Source organism: Vineibacter terrae (assembly GCF_008039615.1).
Lineage (GTDB): Bacteria > Pseudomonadota > Alphaproteobacteria > Reyranellales > Reyranellaceae > Vineibacter > Vineibacter terrae.
Window position 1 is genome coordinate 153,897 of record NZ_VDUZ01000009.1, and the last position, 19,962, is coordinate 173,858.

Here is a 19,962-nt window from a genome sequence, read left to right on the forward strand (position 1 = left end):
TGCCGGAGATCACACCTTCTGAGCCTTGGCGAGGTCGTACGCGGCGGAGTGCGGCGTCTCCTTGCCCTTCGAGTCGCGCTCGATGTACTTGTACTCGATCTTCGAGAAGGTGAAGTGGACCGAGTCCACGTCGCCGCTGCGGGCGAAGCTGCGCACCATCACGTCGGTCAGCTTGGTCTCGCGGCGCAGGTTGCTGGTGCCGTCGCCCGCGGTCTCGACCTCGGAGAACACGGCGTTCTCGAAGTGCTTGCCCGTGGCGCAGGCCTGCATGAAGACCGGCGTGGTGCGGTCGACCCGCTTCATGAACGAGATGTCCGAGAAGTCGGCCTTCGCGCCACCGGAGGCGCCGGACGCGCCACCCGCGCCGAGGCCCGCACCCATGTTCGACACCGACCAGGTGACCTCACCGATGATCTGGATCTGCTTGGTGAACTTCGCGTCCGTCACTTCACCATCAACGCCGTCAAGCTTCAGGTATGTTCTGTCTTCAGCCATTTGATCCTCCTCAAGGGCCCCTCGGCCTCCTCACGAACCGCCCGGTTAGTCCCCCGATCCCGCCAGCTCCCGGGCAGAGCCGCGTTGTTCGTTTCGCCGGGGGACAAGCTCGATATGAGCGATTACTCAATCATATACTCGAACTGTCCGGCCTTGTCCACTCCGACATGGACCTTGTGGATAACTTTTCCGTCGGCCAGCGCGCCCAGGAAGTTGCTGGACAGCTCCGGTAGCAGGGTGCGCTGGATGATCTGCTCAATGTTGCGGGCGCCGGACGCGACCTCGGTGCACCGAGCGGCGATGGTGTCGACCATCTCGTCGGCGTAGGTCATCGGCGCCTTGTAGTTTTCAGCCACCCGCTTGACGACGCGGCCGAGCTGCAGCCGGACGATCTTCTTGATGGTGGCCTCGTCCAGCGGGTAGTAGGGCACGATCGTGATACGGCCCAGGAAGGCCGGCTTGAACGTCTTCAGCAGCTCGGGATGCAGCGCCTCGTTGAGCGCGTCCGGGTTGGGCCGGGTATCGGGATCGGCGCACAGCTTGGCGATCAGGTCGGTGCCGGCGTTCGACGTCAGGATGATCACGGTATTCTTGAAGTCGATGTCGCGGCCTTCGCCGTCGCGCAGCATGCCCTTGTCGAACACCTGGTAGAACACGTCCTGCACGCCGGGATGGGCCTTCTCGACCTCGTCCAGCAGCACCACGGAGTAGGGGTGCCGGCGCACCGCCTCGGTAAGCACGCCGCCCTCGCCGTAGCCGACATAGCCCGGGGGCGAGCCGACCAGCATCGAGACCTTATGCTCCTCCTTGAACTCGCTCATGTTGATGATGGTCAGCGCCTGGTCGCCGCCATACATCTGCTCGGCCAGGGTCAGCGCCGTCTCGGTCTTGCCGGTGCCCGATGTGCCGGCGAGCATGAACACGCCCAGCGGCTTGCGCGGATCCTGCATGCGGGCGCGGGCCGTGCGCATGCCCTTGGCGATCAGCTCGAGCGCATGGTCCTGGCCGATGACGCGCTCGGCCATCTTGTCCTTGAGGCTGAGGACGGTACGGATCTGGTCGCCCATCATGCGGCCGACCGGGATGCCGGTCCAGTCGGCGACGATGGCGGCCGTCGCCTGGCCGTCGACCAGCGGCATGACCAGGGGTGTCTCACCCTGCAGGGCCTTGAGCTCGGACCATTTGGCGTCCAGCGCCGCCTTCTTGGCCGGCCGCTCGTCCTCGTTCAGCTCGCCCTCGAGGTCGGCACGCAGCTGGGTGACCTCGTCGACCAGCACCTTCTCCTTGGCCCAGCGCGCCTCCAGCGCCTTCAGCTCCTCGCGCAGGTTGGCTGCCTGCAGGTCGCCTTCGGCGATATCCGTGGCGTGGTCGCCGCCGGCCTGCTGCTCGCGCCGCAGGATGCCGAGCTTGACGTCAAGCAGCTCGATCTGACGCCGCAGGTCCTCCACGGCCGCCGGTGTCGAGGCTTGCGCCATCGCCACCCGTGCGCAGGCGGTGTCGAGCACGCTGATCGCCTTGTCCGGAAGCTGGCGGCCGGCGATGTAGCGGTTCGACAGGCGCACCGCCTCCTGCACGGCCTCGTCGAGCACGCGCACCTTGTGATGCTGCTCCATCACCGTGGCCACGCCGCGCAGCATCTCGATGCCGTTGCGCTCGTCGGGCTCCTCGACCTTGACGACCTGGAAGCGCCGCGTCAGCGCCGGGTCGCGCTCGAAGTACTTCTTGTATTCCGCCCATGTCGTGGCTGCGATGGTGCGCAGCTCGCCGCGCGCCAGGGCCGGCTTCAGCAGGTTCGCGGCGTCGCCCTGGCCGGCGGCGCCGCCGGCGCCGATCATCATGTGGGCTTCGTCGATGAACATGATGATGGGCTGCGGCGAGGCCTTCACATCCTGCAGCACGCCGTTCAGCCGGTTCTCGAACTCACCCTTCATGCCGGCGCCAGCCTGCAGCAGGCCGAGGTCGAGCACGCGGATGGCGCAGCCCTTGAGCTTGTCGGGCACGTCGTCGGCGGCGATCTTCAGGGCCAGGCCGTCGACGACCGATGTCTTGCCGACGCCGGCCTCGCCGGTGAGGATCGGGTTGTTCTGCCGGCGGCGCAGCAGGATGTCGATGCACTGGCGGATCTCGGCGTCGCGGCCCAGCACCGGGTCGAGCTTGCCGGCCTTGGCGCGCGCCGTCAGATCGGTCGTGTAGAGATCCAGCGCCCCGCTGGGGCCCTTGCGTGGCGCAGCGCCCGCGGCGGCGGCGCCGGCCTGCACGTCCGACACGGCCGCGGCGGCCCTGGCCTCGCTCGAGCCATCGGTCGCCTGATCGAAATCGCGGGCCAGCGTCTCGACCGGAATCTTCGCGAGCTGCGCCGAGGCGTTGCGCGCCGCGATCGACATCGCCTCGTCGGTCAGGATCGCGACCAGGATATGGCCGGAGCGCACCTCGTGCGCCTGCCGGTTGACCGACGCGAAGATCCAGGCGTCGCGCGCCAGGCTCACCACTTGGGGCGACAGGCCCGGCGGCCGTCCGTTGCCGGTCTTGAAACGCTCGATTGCGCGGTTGAGCTCGCCGGATAGGCGGCCAAGATCGGCTTCATAGCGCGCCAGGATCTTGGCGATGTCGCCGTCCTTGATCTCGATGAGCTTGAGCAGCCAGTGCTCTATCTCGACGTTATAGTGCGTTCGCGACATTGTCAGGCCGGCAGCGTCTTCCAGTGCCTTGCGGCATGGCGCGTTGAGCTTGCCGACTAGTGATTTCAAATCGACGGCCATTGGACTATCTCCCCAAAGCATACTGTTGGGAACGCGCTTGACACGACGGCATTACCGGCGCGTTGCAACGCGCGGCGCGCTGGTTCTCGTATTTCAAACCGACTGCTTGTCGTCCCCAATGCGAAAGCATGACCTGATTCGCCAGCAAAGTCGAGGGAATGTTCATTTCTACTAAACGCTAACGGATAATGATCGCCATCGGGTGCTGCGGGCCCCATGCCGGTTACCAGCATGGACACACCGGGCGGCCCGACATTCCCTGCCCGGGCCCGGGCAGGGAGCTATGTATGCGGCGGGGCTGCGAGCGAGGCTTCGATGGCGGCGGCGAGCTGGGCTCGCCGGTAAGGCTTGCTCAGGACCGGGAAGCGGCCCTGGCCGGCGTCGGGCCCGACGTCCTGCAGGTTTCCTGACGTCAGCAGCACGCGCAGGTCCGGATGCTGGCGCACCGCCGCTTCGGCCAGGGCCGGACCGGAAAGCAGCCCCGGCATTCGTACATCGGTGAACAGCAGATCGACGTGCTGCGCCGGGTCGCCAAGGATGCGCATGGCTTCGCTGCCATCGCGAGCCTCGATGACGGCGAAGCCCAGCCGCCGCAGGTTCTCGGCCGCGACGCGCCGCACGGCCTCGTCGTCGTCGACAGCCAGGACAACCCGCGCTCCGGAAGGGATCGGGGGCGTGCTGGCGGGTCGCTGCGTGTCTACCAATCGGGCGCCTCATATCGACAAGCTGCCACTATGGTCATCGTATCAACGCGTTCGTGTCCGCGACGGCGTCGCGGGCCTTGGCCACGCTGGCGGGACTACGAGCCGGTGTGCTCCAGCTCGGCGCACGCGGACACCTTGTCCAGCCCCTCGGGTGTCAGGAACACCCAGGACCTGCGTGCGTCGGCGGGATCCTGCTCGCGGCGGAACAGGCCGGCGTCGATCATCTGCGAGAGGCGGCGCAAGGCCGTGGCGTGGGGCGCGCCCGATGCCAGGCACAGCGCCGAGACGTGATAGGGCCGCTGCGTGGAGTGGGCGTCGAACAGCTCGAGCAGCATGATCCAGCCGGGGTCGATCTCGAACTGCGCGCCGAGGATCTTGCGCCGCCTGCCGATCGCTTCGAGCTCGCGCAGCGCCCAGGCGCGTCGCGCGTCGCTTTCCTTGCGGCTCTCCGGCCGATTTGCCGTGTCGCGGATCGGTGCCCGCACGGCTGCAACCGGCGGCAGCTCGACGAGGGTGCGGATGCGCGCAACCAGCTCGGCGATGCGCAGCGGCTTGGCGAAGAAGTCGACGGCGCCCAGTCGCAAAGCCGAGACGGTCATGGGGACATTGGCGCGCCCGGACATGAAGACGATGTGGGGCGCGGCCTGCTTGCGGTTGCGCACGGCCTTGGCGAACTCCAGGCCGCTGATCTCCGGCATCGCCACGTCAGTGAGGATCACGCGGATCGAGTCGCTGCGCTCGAGCGCGGCGATTGCCGGCGCCGCGCGCATGAACGCGCAGCAAGGGATTTTCTCCCGTGCGAAGATGTCGGCCAGCGCCTCGGTCGTCGCCCTGTCGTCGTCCACGATCATGACGAGCGGCTCTTGCAGGCGAGGCGCTGAACGTGCGCCGCCTGTACCCTCGCTCAATCGAGACTCGCCGGGTATGGACGTATTCATGACCGATCATCAATTGCGGCCAAAATGTGGCCGCAAGATCTATTATGAACTTAATCTAAACCTGCAAGGAGCGCCTCGCAAAGTCAAAGAAAAGGACAATTCATTCATTTTGAATGTGTCTGACCGCGTGCAAAATGGGTGAAGGCGCTACCATGGCGCATCTCGGCGATGTCGGGCAGCTTGGGTGATGGCACGCCGTCGGGGCGTGACGGCCGACAGCGTTGCCCGTGCGTCCTCAGGAACAATCATGACGATACGCCGGCTGTCCATTGAATCCGAGCTGAGGGTGCTGCAGGAAGCCGTGGCCTCGGCCGTGCACGAGCTGTCCCAGCCGCTCAACGTCGTCAACCTGCTGGCGGACAACGCGCTTGACGATGTCGCCACCCTGGAGGCGGCTGGTGTCGCCGATGCGGCGGTGCTGGGAGGCTTGCGGCGGCGCGTCGAAGCGATCGTGGAGCATGCGGGCAAGGCTTCCGACATCACCCGCTGGGTGCGCGCCTTTGCTGTCGGGATTGGCGAGGAGGCGACGGTTTTTGATCCCGGTGCGGTGATCGATCGGGTCGCCGGTATATTCGGAAACGACTTGCGCGTCGCTGGCGTCGACCTCGGCGTTGACACCACCTCGGCCGGCGGCGACCTGGTTGTCGGCAACGAGGCACTGTTCGGCTTCGCGCTGACGGAAGCCATCCTGTGGATGGCACGCGAGCCGGGGCAGCCTGCAGTCGTGGACACAATGGCCGAGGCGCCGCTTCGGCAGCTCGTGGTTCGCTGCATGACGGACCCGTCATCGGCCGTCGTGGCCGTGACGGTCGGCAGCGAGCTGCCGGCACCGGCCGGCGATCAGGTTGAAGACGGGGAGGGCCGGCGCGGGCTGGCGTCGGAGCCGGACGAGGCTGTCGCGGTGGCCTTGCCGCTTCTTGCGCGCGCCGGACAAGGCGCGGGCGCGAGCCTCGTGATGACCCGGAAGGACCGCAGCGTCCGCATCACCTTGTCGCTGCCGTTGTCCTGATCCGATGGTTCGGGCGAACCGAAATGGGCGATCGCCCGGCGTAGCCGGGCGACGCCGCGGGCACGTCAATGGACGATGCTGACCTGGGAAACGATCTTGCTCACCATCTCGATAGCGCGGTCCGTCAGCGCCACCCAGATGCGCCGCGCATCCTTGGGGTCGCGCTCCTTCACGACATAGCCGTCCGCCATGAGGTCGCTCAGGCGACGCAGCGCGCTCGTCTGAGGCACACCCGATGCGGCGCACAGGGCCGAGACAGGAACCTGCTGGCCGCTCAGTCGGGCATGCATCAGCTCCATCAGCATGTTCCAGCCAGGCTCATCGCTGAACCGTGCGCCCATGACCCGCTCGCGCGCCAGGCGATAGCGGCGCTCCTGCATCAGCCAGCGCGCCTGCGCTGCCAGCGCGTCATCGGTCTTGCTCGGAGCTTCGGCCGGCGCCGGTGCGGGTGCCGCCACGGCCGGTGCCGAGAGGAGCTGCTCGACCCGTTGCACCACGTCGCGCGGCCGCAGCGGCTTGGTCAGGAAATCAGACGCGCCCAGGCGCAGCGCCTTGACCGCCGAGTCGACCGTCGCTTCGCCGGTCATGAACAGCAGGTGCAGCGTATGGTTCGATGCGTACGTCGCCGACACGTCGGCCGCGAAGTCGAAGCCTGACATCCCGGGCATGCGGATATCGCTGATCAGCACGCGAATGCTGTTCCATTTCGCCAGGGCTTCGCGGGCTTCCGCGACACTTGAAACGCCGCGGCTGGGGATACGATGACGGGTGAGAAATTCGGCAATCTCGGTGCTGCAGGCGGCTTCATCATCGACGATCAGAGCCACTGGAGCATCATTCGCGGACGAATGCGCGGACAGCGCGGTCATTGTTTCACCTTAATAAATGGAGGATTATTTGGTTCGCAAAACTCTGACTTATGTGAGTGGAGTCACCATATCCGGTGCAAAAGAGCCAGAACCATTTGATGCAGGCCGCTAAAAAATCCTCAGGGCGGCTGCATTTAACGTCCGATTGACGCTGGTTTGAGTTGGCAGAAGCTCAATATCTATGGGCTGGCGATGTAGTTCACCCTACATGCGGGATTTGGTTCAATCTGAACAGATCGCCGAAAGCGGGCCCGGCCGGGCGGAAGACCACCATGCTCACGGCTCGGGCAGGCTTGGTCGCCCCGCCAGCCGGGCAAGGTCGTCAGAGAGAGGTGAACGTCGCAGGGGCAATGCCCCGCGATCAGTGCACGAGGCGCAGTTGCGGCTGGGGCGCAGTCGGTTCGGATGAGAGCGACTCGGACGCGAGGGCCAGAACGGCCTCGGAATCGCCGCGGGTGGCGATCCCCAGCACCGACTTCACGAAGCGCGCCAGCGGCGCCATCGCCACCGGCGTGCGGATGACGATGACCAGCAGCCGGCCGTTGAAGTAGACCTCGTCCTTGGCGGCGCTGGCCTCGGACAGGAGGACAATCAGTGGTGGGTCAGCCGATTCCTGGAGGGCGTGGAACAGTGCGATGCCCGTCGACCCGGGGCGGCAGACGACGACACGCGCGCCGACATCCTCGATCAGCCGGACGACGGACGCATCCGACGTGGCATGCGCATCGATGTCGTGCGCCTTGAGCCATGAGACGATCTCGCTGCAGCTCGTTGGGTTGTCGTCGGCAACGACGACGGCGTTCGCCGGCATGCGAAGGATCCTCGTTTCATGCGCATTGCAGATCTAGGCGAGCGCTGGTCCTCCCTCAATCGGCAACCGATCCGCCGCGGACCGTCCATCGCCGCCGGCGCCGCTTCGGGCCAGGGTCAGTGCAGGGTCCGCGGCTGTCGGCCGACATGAAACAGGAGGCGTTCGGGCATCGTGCCGTCGTTGGGCGACGCCTCGGACCGGTCGAGCCGCGCGACGATCTGCAGGGCCGTGCGGATGAAGCGGCTGAGCGCCACCATGCGCACGGGTGCCCGCACGACGGCGATCACCGTCCGGCCATCGAAATAGACGTCGTCCCGGATCTTCGGATCCTCCGACAGGACCACCACCATAGGTGGCTCCGGCAATTCGCGGACGGTATGGCAAAAGGACAGGCCGTCGGACGTGTCGCTGCACACCACCACGCGCGGCTTCAATTCGCGGACCATGTCGAGAGCGGTCTGATCCGACGTGCCGTAGGCGCTGACATCCTGCGACTCAAGCCATTGCAGAACTTTCCCGCTCCTGATCGCTTCGTCGTCGGCGACTACCACGGCATTGCGTCGCATCCCGGTCCTCCACGGCCCAACCCGTTGTGTCTAGAGGCAGGGCGCTGGCCGCTCAATCGACATTGAATCCGGAGCGGACCTTTCGGGCTGGCACTGCAACTTCCTTCTCGCGCGGCAAAGACTGAGCGGCGGCAGGGCCGTTTCGGCGCAATCGCGAACACGCGTGCAGGCTGATAGGATCGCAGCGTGCATGGCGTTTGCGGGAGGGACATGATGAGCGGCGGCAAGAAGCCACCTTTTCGGGCCGACCATGTCGGCAGCCTGTTGCGACCGAAGGAGGTGCTGCGGGCGCGAGACGATCGCATGGCGGGGCGCATTTCTGCCGACGAGCTGCGTGCCGTCGAAGACAAGGCGATCCGCGACGTGGTGAAGATGCAGGAGGATATCGGGCTGCTGGGCGTCACCGACGGCGAGTTCCGGCGCGCCTCCTGGCACATGGACTACCTGTATCAGGTCGGCGGCGTCACCAAGACGCAGGACAATCTGAAGGTTCAGTTCCGTAACGAGCAGGGGGTGATTGAGTTCACGCCGGCGGCGCTGCGTGTCACCGGCAAGCTGAAGCTGGAGAAGTGCATCTTCGGCAACGACTTCCAGTTCCTGCAGTCGGTCGCCACCGCGACGCCGAAGCTCACGATACCGTCGCCGAGCATGATGCACTATCGCGGCGGACGGGCCGCGATCGATGCCTCGGTCTATCCCGCGATGGAGGATTTCTGGCTCGATCTCGGCAAGGCCTACGCCGAGGAGCTGGCGGCGCTGGCCCGGCTCGGCTGCTCATATGTGCAGCTCGACGACACCAGCCTGGCCTACCTGAACGATCCGGCTCAACGCCGGCACATCGCCGAGCTCGGTGGCGATGGCGAGCAGCAGCACCTGACCTATATCCGCCTGATCAATGCCGCCTTGGCCGGCAAGCCGGATGGCATGACGGTCTGCACGCATATGTGCCGCGGCAACTTCCGGTCGTCGTGGGTGGCGTCCGGCGGCTACGACCATGTCGCCGAAGCCTTGTTCGGGCAGCTCGCCGTCGATGGCTTCTTCCTGGAGTATGACGATGCGCGCTCAGGCGGCTTCGAGCCGCTGCGCTTCGTGCCGAAGGGCAAGATGGTGGTGCTGGGGCTCGTGACGACCAAGAAAGGCGCGCTGGAGAAGAAGGACGACCTCAAGCGGCGCATCGACGAGGCCGCGAAATACGTGCCGCTGGAGCAGATCTGCCTCAGCCCGCAATGCGGCTTCTCGTCGACGGTCGACGGAAATGCGCTGACCCTCGACGAGCAGATCGCCAAGCTGCGCCTGATCGTCGACACCGCGCGCGAGGTATGGGGTTAGACTCTGGCTATCGGTAGAAGGTGAGTCATGACTGTCATCCCGAGCGCCCCTTCGACAGGCTCAGGAGAGGGATCTCCTGAGCCTGTCGAAGGGGCGCTCGGGATGACAGGTGTATCAGCGACCAGCGATTCCAGGTACTACCCGGCGGCGATGGCAGCGGCCCGTGCCAGGGCGGCTTGCGGCAGCGGTCCCTTGCTCACCGCCTGCCCCGCCGCCTCCAGCTCGTCGAGCGTTGATGTGCCGACCAGCATGGTGGTCATCGCCGGGTTGGCGATGACGAAACGCAGCGCGGCCTCGATGATGCTGCCGGCATGGCCTTCGCGCACCAGGGCTTCGAACTGCCGCGCCCGACGGGCGTCGGCGGCGTAGCTCGGGCCCGAGCCGATGGGGTCGACGGCGGCCATGCCGATCGGGTGTCGTGCCTCGCTGCCGCTTAGCGCGCCGCCGGCCAGGGCACGGATGCCAATGACCCCCATGTCGGCGCGCTGCGTGCGGTCGAGCAGGCGGCCATAATCCTGGCCCGGCATGCCTTCGGGTGCGGCGTTGCCGGCTGTCGGGTTCAGCATGTTGTAGACGAGCTGCGCCGTGTCGAAGGCGCGGGCGTCGGCGACGGTGTGCAGCGCCGCCGTGTCACCCAGCGCGGTAATGCCGATGAAGCGGGTCTTGCCCTGCTGTCGCAGGCGTTCGAAGGCGGCGACAGCTTCATCCAGAACCGCGGCGACGCCGATCGTCGTGCCGTGTCCGTCGGTGGTGATCGGGTTGTGCAGCTGGAACAGATCGACATGGTCGCGGCCCAGGCGGCGCAGGCTGTCCTCCAGCGAGCGGGCCACGGCATCGCCGATCCGGCCGCGCTCGACCGGTGTCGGCAGGCGCACCTTGGTGCCCACGATGACGTCAGGCCGCAATGTCGCGAGCACCCGGCCGAGATTGCGCTCCGACTCGCCATCGCCGTACAGCGCCGCCGTATCGAAATAGTTGATGCCCAGCTCGACTGCGCGCGCGATGGCGCGCTCCTGGTCTGCGGCGCTGCCGCGCACCATAAGGCCGCCCACGGCACCGCAGCCGTAACCCAGCACCGATGTCTTCAACTCCGTCCGTCCGAGCCTGCGCAACTCCATCGTGCCCTCCCTGGGATGCGGGCATCATATGATATCGCGGCGCGGTTCCGTCAGCCCTGTGGGGGGCATTTCCGGCGGGCCATCAGAACGTCGTGTCCGTGGTCGGCTTGAGCCTGATCTGGAACCCGATGCGGGTATCGGGCTTGATTTCCTTGTCGGTGAAGTAGCGGCGTGTCACCCGCAGGCCGATCAGGAAGCACTCGTCCTCGTACTCGACCTTGCCCTGGATCTCGCGGGTTGCGCCGGCCTGGAGGTCGCGCGATCCCCATGCCGTGACGATCCAGTTCTCGTGCGGCCGCACGATGACTCCGATCCGCCCCTCGGAGCGGTTGCCCAGCGACGCCGTCGGCTGCAGGTTGTCCTGGACCTTGATATAGCCGAGGAAGCCGCGGAACTCGCGCGGCCCGGCGCTGACCAGGGCGTCGACCTGGCGAACGCGGGTCGGATTGTCCTTGTCGACACGGATGCGCCCGAACACGTCCCAGTACCGGCCAGGGCTGATCGACAGGGCGCCGATGAGGTCGGAGAGGCCCGAGCGCAGGCCGCTGCCGCTGGGGAAGGACGTGTCGCGCTGGAAGCGGAAGCTCTGGCCGACGAATACCCAGCTCGAGCCGCCGCCGGCATCGTTGAGGCCCACCTTGAAGCCGTAATTGATGCGCTGGCCGCCTTCGAGGCGATCGTCGCCGGTGGTGCGGTTGGGGCTGAACAGGTTGGTCTCGTCGAACACCTGGTCGACGGCGTCCTCGTTGGGGATCTTCCACTGCCGCCCCATGGGCGGCGCGGCGACGAAGCCCACGATCGGCTCGATCGTGAAATACGACCGCTCGCCGGCGCGGCGCATCAGGGGATAGCGCCAGTCGGCCGAGATCTGCGGGAAGATGCGAGCCTTGACGCCGGTGAACTGGTTGGCGGTGTTCTCCGGGTCGACGGCGTCGTGGACGTCATAGATGTCGCCGCGCACCGTTGCCAGCACGTTGAAGACGTGGCCGTCGCGCGTGACGTGGGTGAAATCGTAGCCGATGCGCGCCATCAGGCGGGTGCTGTCGGCACCCTCGTCCCGGAACAGGTAGCGCATGTTGGTGTCGGCGATGAAATGGCCGCCGAACGGCATCTGCTCGCCCACGAAGTTGTAGCTGGCGATCGGCAGGACATACGGTGCCTGGCGCTGCGACACGTTCGAGCGCATCTCCTGGAAGCCGTATGCGAAGATCGAGCCGTAGCTGCGGCGGTTGAACGTCTCGACCCAGGCCTTGCTGGTCAGGAACGAGCTGCTGTCGATATCGTAATAGCGCAGGTAGGTCTTGTCGGTGGCACGCTGGAGCTGCATGCCGGCGCGCCAGTTTTCGTCGAGGTTGAACTGCGAGGTCCCGAAGACATGGCCGCGCACCTCGGCTCCCTCGCGGTCGTGGAACCAGTCGCGGGTGATCGAACCCTTGAACTGGATGTCGCCTTCGTCGAAGCGCTTGCGGATGTCGCCCGACATGACCAGGCCGCGCCTCGTGAGGAAACGCGGGGAGAGCGTGATGTCGGCCGTGTCGTCGATCACGCCGTAGTACGGCAGCGTCATGCCGTAGCCGAGCTGGCCCGAGTGCTCGAAGCTGGGCGTCAGGATGCCGGAACGCCGCTTCACGCTGGGATCGGGATGCGAGAAGTAGGGCGTCCACGCCACCGGCACGCCGAAGAACTCCAGGGTGGCGTCGTAGAAGTAGATGTCCTTCTTTTCCTTGTCGTGGACGATGCGCGCCGCCTTCACCTGCCACAGCGGGGCGCGCATGGGATCGTCCTTGCAGGGATCGCAGGGCGAATACACTGCCTTCTTGATCTCGGTGATCTTGCCTTCCGTGAACTGGCCGCTGTTGCCGGCCAGTCGCGCGTCGTTGGCCAGCCGTGCCCGGATGTCGCGTGCGGCACCTTCCTTGAGGTCGCCGGTGACCTGCATCTGGTCCGCGTAGATCACCTCGCCCGTAGGCTCGACGATGCGGACATGGCCGATCGCGGTCATGATGTCGCGCTTGCGGTCGTAGACGACGCGGTCGGCCTGCAGGATGCGATCGTTCTGCGACATTTCGACGTTGCCGCTGGCGGTGACCACGTCGGTCGTGCGGTCGTAGGTGACGTCGTTGGCCTGCACGAGCACCGGCTGCTCGGTGGACGGCTTCTCGCGCGAGGGCACCACCGGCTGCTGGCGGACCCGGTCGGGGTCAGTGCGGTCGGGCTTCCTGTCCGGCCGAAGCTGGGCCGACGCGGGGACAGTCTCGAAGAACGCCAGGCCGACAACCAGGAGAATGAGCGCGCGTAGGGCAGTCACTGGCTGTCACCACCAGCGGCAGGGGGCCACGGTCTGGATAGCCTCGACTGCGTACGCGCACTGGCTCCTCCTGTCACACTGTCCCCCGGTCATCCGCTACGGCGGCGCATCATATGAAGCCGCCTGCACCAAGTCATCCATCCTTTCCAGCGCGGCATGCACAGGGCGCCGCGCCACGGCGAAGCCGGCGTCGGCTCCGCCTGCGCCGCCCGCCGGGGCTTGCGCCGGCAGGGGCATTCGGTTCCTGATGGCCGAGCTGCCCAGGAGGACCGCCGTGCCTACGATCGAACGATTGGCTTTCACCGGCCTCGAATACGTCATGCCTCCGGAAAAAGCCTTCGGCATGTCGCGGGCCGTCGGCAACCGGCGCATGGGGGGCCTGGTCGAGATCGTCACTGACCAGGGCGTGACCGGCACCGGCGAGGCCTTCGGCGATCCGCGCGTGACAAGCGCCTATTTCCAGATGATCGAGCCCTTGTTCCGCGGCCGGTCGATCTACGATTTCGACCATGTCGAAGCCGGCATCCGCAACCGGATGTACCATCTGGGCGCGCAGAACCAGCTCACCGCCTGCCTGTCGGGCATCAATCTGGCGCTGCACGACGCCATCGGCAGGACCCACGGCGTGCGCGCCTGCGACCTGATCGGCGGCTGTGGCACGGACCGCCTGCCGGTCTATGCCTCGACCGGCTTCTTCTCGAAGGACCCGACGAATCAGCTCGAGCACCAGCTGGCGGTGGTGAAAGCCCATCCGTATGCGGGCGCCAAGATCAAGATCGGGCGCGGGCCGGCCGATGATGCGGCGCGCTGCAGGCTGGCGCGCGAGATGCTCGGCGACGACGCGCTGCTGATCGTCGACGTGAACGGGAACTACACGGTCGATCTGGCGCTGGCCTGCATCCGCGCCATCGAGCGCTACGACATCCACTGGCTCGAGGAGCCGCTGCCGCCGGCCGACCTGCGGGGCTATGCCGAGCTGCGCGTCCGCTCGCCCATTCCGCTGGCGGCCGGCGAGGCGCACTATACGCTGCGCGATTTCCGGCAGCTCATCGAGGGGCGCTGTGTCGATATCGTGCAGCCGTCGATCCCCACGGTGGGCGGCCTTACAGAGGCCAAGCGCATCGCGGTGATGGCGCAGGCGGCCAACCTGAGAGTGTCGCCGCACGCCTGGGGCGGGGCCGTGGGCCTGGCGGCCGCCTTGCATCTGGTCGCCTCGCAGCCGGCCCATCCGCATGGCGACAATATTCCCTATCCGACCTTGGTCGAGTACGACATGAGCGACAACCCGTTGCGCACGCGGCTGCTGCGCACGCCGCTGGCGCTCGAGGAGGGCCACCTGCTGCTGCCGCCCGGGCCGGGGCTGGGCGTCACGCTCGACCCTGCCGTGGTCGCGCAGTACCGGGTCGAGTGAGGCAGCCTAGTCGATCGGCACGAAGATGCAGTGGCGCAGCTTGCCGTCGAGCGCCTTGGACAGATGGCCCTTGCCGCTGGTGTCCTCCACCAGGATCACCTCGCCGGCGCCGATCACGCGTGCCTCGCCGTCGCTGGCCGTGATCTGCACGCCGGCATCGAGGTTGATGATGTATTGGCGCCGCGGCGCGGGGTGCCAGTCGAGATCGTAGGTGGGCGGCACCTGGCGGAAGATGATGCCGGTGGCGGGCAGGCGCTTCGACAGCTTGCCGCCGGGCGTGTCCTCGACCCATTCCACTTCGACGTCGCGGAAATGCGATTCGCCGTCAGCATCGGCATAGAGATTGTGAACGCGCATCGCAGCAACCTCCGGCGGCTCTATTTCCTGTCGATGTTCCAGAAAGCGAAGGACGGCGCGGCCAGCATGCCGGTGACGGTCTTGCGCAACGCCGTCGGCGTGGTGAACTGGCCCAGCGGCACGTGGGTGGGATAGGTCAGCACATGGCGCTGCACGGCCTCGGCGATCGTCTTCTGCTTGTCGGGATCGGTTTCCTTGGCGTACTGATCGCGCAGCTTCTCCAGGTCCGCGTCGCACGGCCAGCCGAAGGTTGCCTTGTCGCAGGCGGCGTTGAGGAAGCTGGTGGCCACCGGATCGAGCACGTCGACCGAGCTCCATGACGTGAAGTAGGCGTGCCAGCCGCCCTGCGCCGGCGGGTCCTTCTTGGCGCGGCGCGCCACCAGGGACTGCCAGTCCATCGCCTGCAGGTCGACCTTGAAGCCGGCGCGCTCGAGCTGCGCCTTGCCGACAGTGGCGAGGTTGCTGTGGCCGCTGATGTCGGTCTGGTGCAGCAGCACGACAGGCGTGCCGTCATAGCCGGCCTCGGCCAGCATCGCCTTGGCCTTGGCGGCATCGCCGTTCAGCACATCGGCCCAGCCCGCCGTCGATTCCAGCGGCGAGCCGCAGGGGAACAGCGACTTGCATATCCGGTACCATTTGGCATCCCCGACATTGGCGTCGAGGAACTCCTTCTGGCTGAGCGCCATCAGCGCCGCGGCGCGGATCTTGGGATTGTCGAACGGCTTGTGCAGCACATTGAAGCGCATGGCGTATTGCCGACCGGCCGCGTTCACCACGCGAACCTCGATGTCCTTGCTGTCGGTCAGAAGCGGCAGCAGGTCGGGCGACAAGATCTCGATGAGGTCGATCTCGCCGCCAATCAGGGCGTTGACCTGGGTCTGCGGGTCGGGGATCCACACCCATTCGATCCGATCGACCATCGGCACCTTGCCGCCGGCCAGCCCCGACGGCGGCTCGACGCGCGGCTTGTAGCGCGGGTTCTTGACGTAGACGGCTTTCTCGCCCGGCTTCCACTGATCCTTGACGAAGATGAACGGGCCCGAGCCGGTGGCGTCGGTGATCTGGGTGTTGGGATCGGTGGCCGCCACCCGCCTGGGCATCATGAAGGGCACGTTCGAGCCCGACTTCGCGAGGCTCTGCAGCACCAGGCCGTAAGGCTCCTTGAGCGTCATGCGCAGGGTCCGCGCATCGGCGGCCGCAAGCTCGGCCACGTACGACATCAGCTTCTGGCCTACCGTGTCGCGCGCCGCCCAGCGCTTCAGCGACTGCACGCAGTCTTCCGCCGTCACCGGCGCGCCGTCGTGGAAGGCCAGGCCCTCGCGCAGCGTGAAGGTCCACACCAGCTTGTCGGGGCTGGCGTCGTAGCGCTCGACCATCTGCGGCCGCACCTGCAGCTTCTCGTCGAGCGCGAACAGCGTGTCGTAGACGAGATAGCCGTGGTGCGTGGAGATCAGCGCCGTGGTCCAGATCGGGTCCAGGATCTTGAGGTCGGAATGCATCGCCACGCGCAGCGTCTTCTGCGCCAGGGCCGGCGCCACGAGGACCGACACCACCAGTGCGGCGGTGACGAGCAGGGTGCGCAGCTGCCGGGTCAAGAGGGACGACATCGCCAGCCTCCCAGGGCGGAACGGATGGCGGAGGCTAGCCTCGTGCGATCGTCGAGTCACGGCCGCTCATGGTGCCGGACGGACTGCGCGGTGCGTTCGACACGGCCTGGGAACCGGACGCGCCGCCCGCTTCGGACTTCACCGGCGATTGCCGTGGCAGGAAGCAGGCCACGACGATGCCCAGCAGATTGCCGCAGCCGGCGATGGCGATCGCCAGCCGGTAGCCGCCGGAGAGATCATAGAGATGCCCGGCCAGCACCGGCAGCGTCACGGCCGCGGCGCACCAGGCGATGTAGAGCCGGCTGGCGATGCGGCCGTAGTCGCTGCTCGGCCAATAGGCGGCGATCGCCCCGGCGGTCGAGCCGGAGATGAAGCCGTAGCCCATGCCGATCATCGCCAGCGTCGCCAGAGACACGACGGGCGTCGGCCACAGCGTCAGCACGATGGTGCCGCTCAGCGCCAGCACATGGGCGGCAGCCATCACCACGGGCACCGGGAACTGGTCGACCAGCCAGCCGCCGCCCAGCCGCGCTGCCGCGATCGCGCCGGTGATCGCCGTGGTCGCCGCCAGCGCCATCGCGGTCGAGCCGCCATACGCGACGATCATGCCGGCCGCCTGGCTCAGCACTGTGAGGCCGGCGGCCGCGGCCAGGAAGAAGACCGTCCAGATCTGCCAGAAGATCCAGACCCGCGCCGTGCCGGCAGCCGATGACGACGTGTGCGCCGCCGCGGTCGGCAGGCGCACGCCGCCATGCATCGCGAGCGCCGTGGCTGCCAGTCCTGTCGCCGCGACGGCGGCAGCCAGGCCGGCCAGGGTCGTGTGCACATCCCAGCGGCTGAGCGCCCAGCCGAACAGCGGCGCCGCGATCATCGCGCCGGCGGGATAGAGGCTCACGATGTAGCCGTTCAGCAGCCCCAGGCGGCGGCGCACGATCAGGTTCACGCCCTGCTGCAGGAAGATGTAGGCGGCACCGCCGCAGATGCCGAACAGCACGCCATAGCCGAGCGCGAGCTGCACCAGGCTGGTCGCCGCCGCGGCCAGGGCCACGCCGACCGTGCCGCCGGCGGTGCAGCCCAGCAGCAGCACCGGCGCGCTGGCGACATGGAACAGGCGCGGCGCTAGGTTCATGCCCAGCGTGAAGCAGACGGTCGCGACGCCGAACACGGCCGACAGCTCGGAGCGGGTGGCGCCCAGCGACGCTTCGAGCGGCTTCAGGAACACGCTGAAGGCATAGAGCGACCCCATCGGCAGGTTGAGCAGGGTCGCAGCGGCGATCGCCGCCCACGCACGTTGTCGGATCATGGCACCAATCATCAAAACCAGCCGCGACGGTAGCATCCGCTTCAGCGGCCGCCGACAATTTAGTGACGACCCGCTTCGGCGGCGCGGCAAGGCGTTTGTCGCAGCGCCCGGGGGGTGCTTGACTGGGGGCAGGACGGCGCCGACCGTCGACCCAGGGAAGATCGCCATGACGCGGGAGCCGCCCGTCCATCCGCTGGCCACGGCCGCGGCGCCGGCATGCGCCGGCCCGCGGGCCGACCTGCATCCGCCGTCGTGGCAGGTGCCGTTCGGCGCCTGCGATTCGCACGCCCATGTCATCGGCGACGGCCTTGAATATCCCTTCGTGCCCGACCGCAGCTTCACGCCTCCGGCAGCGACCGAGCGGCAGTACATGCGCATGCTCGACACGCTGGGCATGACCCACGGCGTGCTTGTGCAGGTCAGCGTGCACGGCACCGACAACCGCCTGATGCTGGAGACGCTGCGCAACCATCAGCGGCGGCTGCGTGGCGTCGCCGTGGCGGCGCCTGATGTCAGCGACGCGGCGCTGCGTGACATGCACGATGCCGGCGTGCGCGGCCTGCGCCTCAACGTGTCGGTCGGCGGCGGTGTCGGATTCGAGGCGCTGGAGATGCTGGCAGCGCGCATCGCGCCCATGGGCTGGCACCTGCAGCTGCTGACCACGCCGGCGCGCCTGGTCGAGGTGGCGTCGCGCCTGCCCGGGCTGGGGGTGCCCGTGGTGATCGACCACATGGCCATGGTGCCCGCCGCTGATGGCGTCGGGCATCCGGCGTTCCAGGCGCTGCTGGCGCTGGTGAAGGATGGGCATGCCTGGGTGAAGATCTCCGGCGCCTATCGCATCAGCGCCCAGGACCGCGACTGGACCGACGTCGATCCGATGGCGCAGGCGCTTCTGGCGGCGGCGCCCGGGCGCATGCTGTGGGGCAGCGACTGGCCGCATGTGCATTTCGCCAGGCGCATGATGGGCACCGGCGAAACCCTGGCGATCCTGGGCCGCTGGATACCCGACCGGGCGCTGCGCAAGCGCGTCCTCGTCGACAACCCCACGGCGCTATACGGATTCTAACCCTTCCATCCCTTCGCGCTCCGGACGACAAGAAAAGCCGCACTATCTCACGCGTGCATCTGCTCCCAGTCGACCATGTAGTCGCGGGTCGGCGGCAGAGCGTCTATCCGGCGCGTGATCTGGATCTGGAACACCATGGTGCGCAGGTAGCGGAAATCCATCTCCGCGCCCTTGAGATAGAACTCCCACATCCGGCAGAAGCGCTCGTCATACAGCGCCGCGACCTCACAGCGGTGGCTCTGGAAGCGCTCGTGCCAGTGGCGCAGGGTCTCGGCGTAGTGCAGGCGCAGGATCTCGACGTCGCAGGCCCACAGGCCGGCGCGCTCGATCACCGGCAGGACTTCCGACAGGGCCGGCGCATAGCCGCCGGGAAAGATGTATTTGCGCAGCCAGGCGTTGGTGGTGCCCGGCCCGTCCATGCGGCCGATGGCGTGCAGCAGGGCCGCACCCTGCGGCGCCAGCAGTCGTTTCAGCGTCGCGAAGAAGGCCGGATAGTGGTTGACACCGACATGCTCGAACATGCCGATCGACACGATGCGGTCGTAGGTGCCGGCCTCCTCGCGATAGTCGCGTAGCGCGAAGCGGACGCGGTCATGCAGCCCCATCTCGCGGGCGCGCGCGTTCGAGCGCGCATGCTGCTCGGTGGAGAGGGTCAGCCCGGTGACATCGGCGCCGCATGTCCGCGCCAGGTAGAGCCCCAGCCCACCCCAGCCCGATCCGACGTCCAGCACCCGCATGCCGGGCTCGATCGCGAGCTTGGCCGCGATATGGCGCATCTTGTTGCGTTGCGCGGTCTCCAGTGAATCGTCGGCGTGCCTGAAATAGGCGCAGGAATATTGCCGCTCCGAGTCGAGAAACAGATCGTAGAGCCGGTCCGAGAGGTCGTAGTGGTGCGCCACGTTCTGTCGGGCGCGCGCGATCGGGTTGTATTGCTGCAGCCGGCGCAGGACCGGTGCGAGCCGCTCGCCCACGGCTTCCCATGGCAGGGCTGGCGCGGTATCCAGATTCAGCGACAGCACCGTCAGCAGCTCGCCCAGGGTGCAGCCCTCGGTCGTCAGCGTGCCGTCCATCCAGGCCTCGCCCAGGGCCAGCTCGGGCTCGAGCGCAAGCCGGTGGTGCAGGGTCGCGTCGTGCAGGCGCATGGTGGCGGCCGGCAGCGCGCCGGTGGCGCCGAACTCGAACGTCCGCCCCCGCGCATCGATCAGCGTGAGATGGCCGCGCCGGATCAGGCGGCGCAGCGCCCAGGCAAGCAGCATGGCGGTCTGTTCCCGAGTCCGTCGAAGCCATGGCGACCCTGTCGGCATGGCCTGAC

17 protein-coding genes are annotated in these 19,962 nt (G+C 67.2%); 4 read left to right on the forward strand and 13 right to left on the reverse strand.

The window, feature by feature from the left end:
• Positions 1-9: 9 nt before the first annotated feature.
• The 4 genes from FHP25_RS10415 to FHP25_RS10430 all read right to left on the reverse strand — a co-directional run bounded on the left by FHP25_RS10415 (position 10) and on the right by FHP25_RS10430 (position 4,809).
• Positions 10-495, reverse strand: coding sequence for an Hcp family type VI secretion system effector (locus FHP25_RS10415; protein WP_147846864.1), 486 nt, complete (start codon positions 493-495; stop codon positions 10-12).
• 122 nt (positions 496-617) lie between these two features.
• A complete protein-coding gene (gene tssH / locus FHP25_RS10420) occupies positions 618-3,254 on the reverse strand; it encodes a type VI secretion system ATPase TssH (protein ID WP_147846865.1) in 2,637 nt (878 codons plus the stop codon).
• Between the two features lie 281 nt (positions 3,255-3,535).
• Positions 3,536-3,958 carry a response regulator gene (locus FHP25_RS10425; RefSeq protein ID WP_147846866.1) on the reverse strand — a complete coding sequence of 141 codons (423 nt, stop codon included), beginning with the start codon at positions 3,956-3,958 and terminating at the stop codon, positions 3,536-3,538.
• 95 nt (positions 3,959-4,053) lie between these two features.
• Positions 4,054-4,809, reverse strand: a complete 756-nt coding sequence (locus FHP25_RS10430) for a response regulator (RefSeq protein ID WP_178133445.1) — start codon at positions 4,807-4,809, stop codon at positions 4,054-4,056.
• Between the two features lie 334 nt (positions 4,810-5,143).
• Between FHP25_RS10430 and FHP25_RS10435 the strand changes: the two genes are divergently transcribed.
• Positions 5,144-5,905, forward strand: coding sequence for a sensor histidine kinase (locus FHP25_RS10435; RefSeq protein ID WP_147846868.1), 762 nt, complete (start codon positions 5,144-5,146; stop codon positions 5,903-5,905).
• 65 nt (positions 5,906-5,970) lie between these two features.
• Here the strand turns inward: FHP25_RS10435 and FHP25_RS10440 are convergent, their stop codons facing one another.
• From FHP25_RS10440 to FHP25_RS10450, 3 genes are all read right to left on the reverse strand, one after another.
• Positions 5,971-6,732 carry a response regulator gene (locus FHP25_RS10440; RefSeq protein ID WP_178133446.1) on the reverse strand — a complete coding sequence of 254 codons (762 nt, stop codon included), beginning with the start codon at positions 6,730-6,732 and terminating at the stop codon, positions 5,971-5,973.
• Positions 6,733-7,135: 403 nt separating this feature from the next.
• Complete coding sequence (locus tag FHP25_RS10445) at positions 7,136-7,585, reverse strand: ANTAR domain-containing protein (protein WP_147846870.1); 450 nt, start codon at positions 7,583-7,585, stop codon at positions 7,136-7,138.
• 116 nt (positions 7,586-7,701) lie between these two features.
• Positions 7,702-8,151, reverse strand: coding sequence for an ANTAR domain-containing protein (locus FHP25_RS10450; protein ID WP_147846871.1), 450 nt, complete (start codon positions 8,149-8,151; stop codon positions 7,702-7,704).
• Between the two features lie 213 nt (positions 8,152-8,364).
• Here FHP25_RS10450 and FHP25_RS10455 point away from each other — a divergent pair, with 213 nt between their 5' ends.
• Positions 8,365-9,480, forward strand: coding sequence for a 5-methyltetrahydropteroyltriglutamate--homocysteine S-methyltransferase (locus FHP25_RS10455; RefSeq protein WP_147846872.1), 1,116 nt, complete (start codon positions 8,365-8,367; stop codon positions 9,478-9,480).
• Between the two features lie 137 nt (positions 9,481-9,617).
• On the opposite strand, the gene FHP25_RS10460 is transcribed toward FHP25_RS10455, so the two are convergent.
• Positions 9,618-10,598 (reverse strand): aldo/keto reductase, encoded by a 981-nt coding sequence (locus FHP25_RS10460; protein ID WP_147846873.1) that lies wholly within the window; start codon positions 10,596-10,598, stop codon positions 9,618-9,620.
• Positions 10,599-10,680: 82 nt separating this feature from the next.
• The gene (locus tag FHP25_RS10465) at positions 10,681-12,906 is read right to left on the reverse strand and encodes an LPS-assembly protein LptD (protein WP_147846874.1); all 2,226 of its coding nucleotides are present in this window, start codon (positions 12,904-12,906) and stop codon (positions 10,681-10,683) included.
• Positions 12,907-13,180: 274 nt separating this feature from the next.
• On the opposite strand from FHP25_RS10465, the gene FHP25_RS10470 reads away from it, so the two are divergent.
• Positions 13,181-14,317: a mandelate racemase/muconate lactonizing enzyme family protein gene (locus FHP25_RS10470; protein ID WP_178133447.1), complete on the forward strand. Its 1,137-nt coding sequence runs from the start codon at positions 13,181-13,183 to the stop codon at positions 14,315-14,317.
• 6 nt (positions 14,318-14,323) lie between these two features.
• On the opposite strand, the gene FHP25_RS10475 is transcribed toward FHP25_RS10470, so the two are convergent.
• From FHP25_RS10475 to FHP25_RS10485, 3 genes are read right to left on the reverse strand one after another with little or no spacing between them, the layout of a single operon-like run.
• Complete coding sequence (locus FHP25_RS10475) at positions 14,324-14,674, reverse strand: cupin domain-containing protein (protein WP_147846876.1); 351 nt, start codon at positions 14,672-14,674, stop codon at positions 14,324-14,326.
• Positions 14,675-14,694: 20 nt separating this feature from the next.
• Entirely contained in the window at positions 14,695-16,281 is a 1,587-nt protein-coding gene (locus FHP25_RS10480; RefSeq protein WP_147846877.1) for an ABC transporter substrate-binding protein, read from the reverse strand.
• A 34-nt stretch (positions 16,282-16,315) separates the two neighbouring features.
• On the reverse strand, positions 16,316-17,584 hold the full coding sequence (locus FHP25_RS10485; protein WP_147846878.1) for an MFS transporter: 1,269 nt from the start codon (positions 17,582-17,584) through the stop codon (positions 16,316-16,318).
• A gap of 166 nt (positions 17,585-17,750) precedes the next feature.
• Here FHP25_RS10485 and FHP25_RS10490 point away from each other — a divergent pair, with 166 nt between their 5' ends.
• Positions 17,751-18,650, forward strand: a complete 900-nt coding sequence (locus FHP25_RS10490; protein ID WP_147846879.1) for an amidohydrolase family protein — start codon at positions 17,751-17,753, stop codon at positions 18,648-18,650.
• 47 nt (positions 18,651-18,697) lie between these two features.
• Here FHP25_RS10490 and FHP25_RS10495 read toward each other — a convergent pair whose 3' ends face one another.
• Entirely contained in the window at positions 18,698-19,906 is a 1,209-nt protein-coding gene (locus tag FHP25_RS10495; protein ID WP_147846880.1) for an SAM-dependent methyltransferase, read from the reverse strand.
• Positions 19,907-19,962 lie beyond the last annotated feature (56 nt).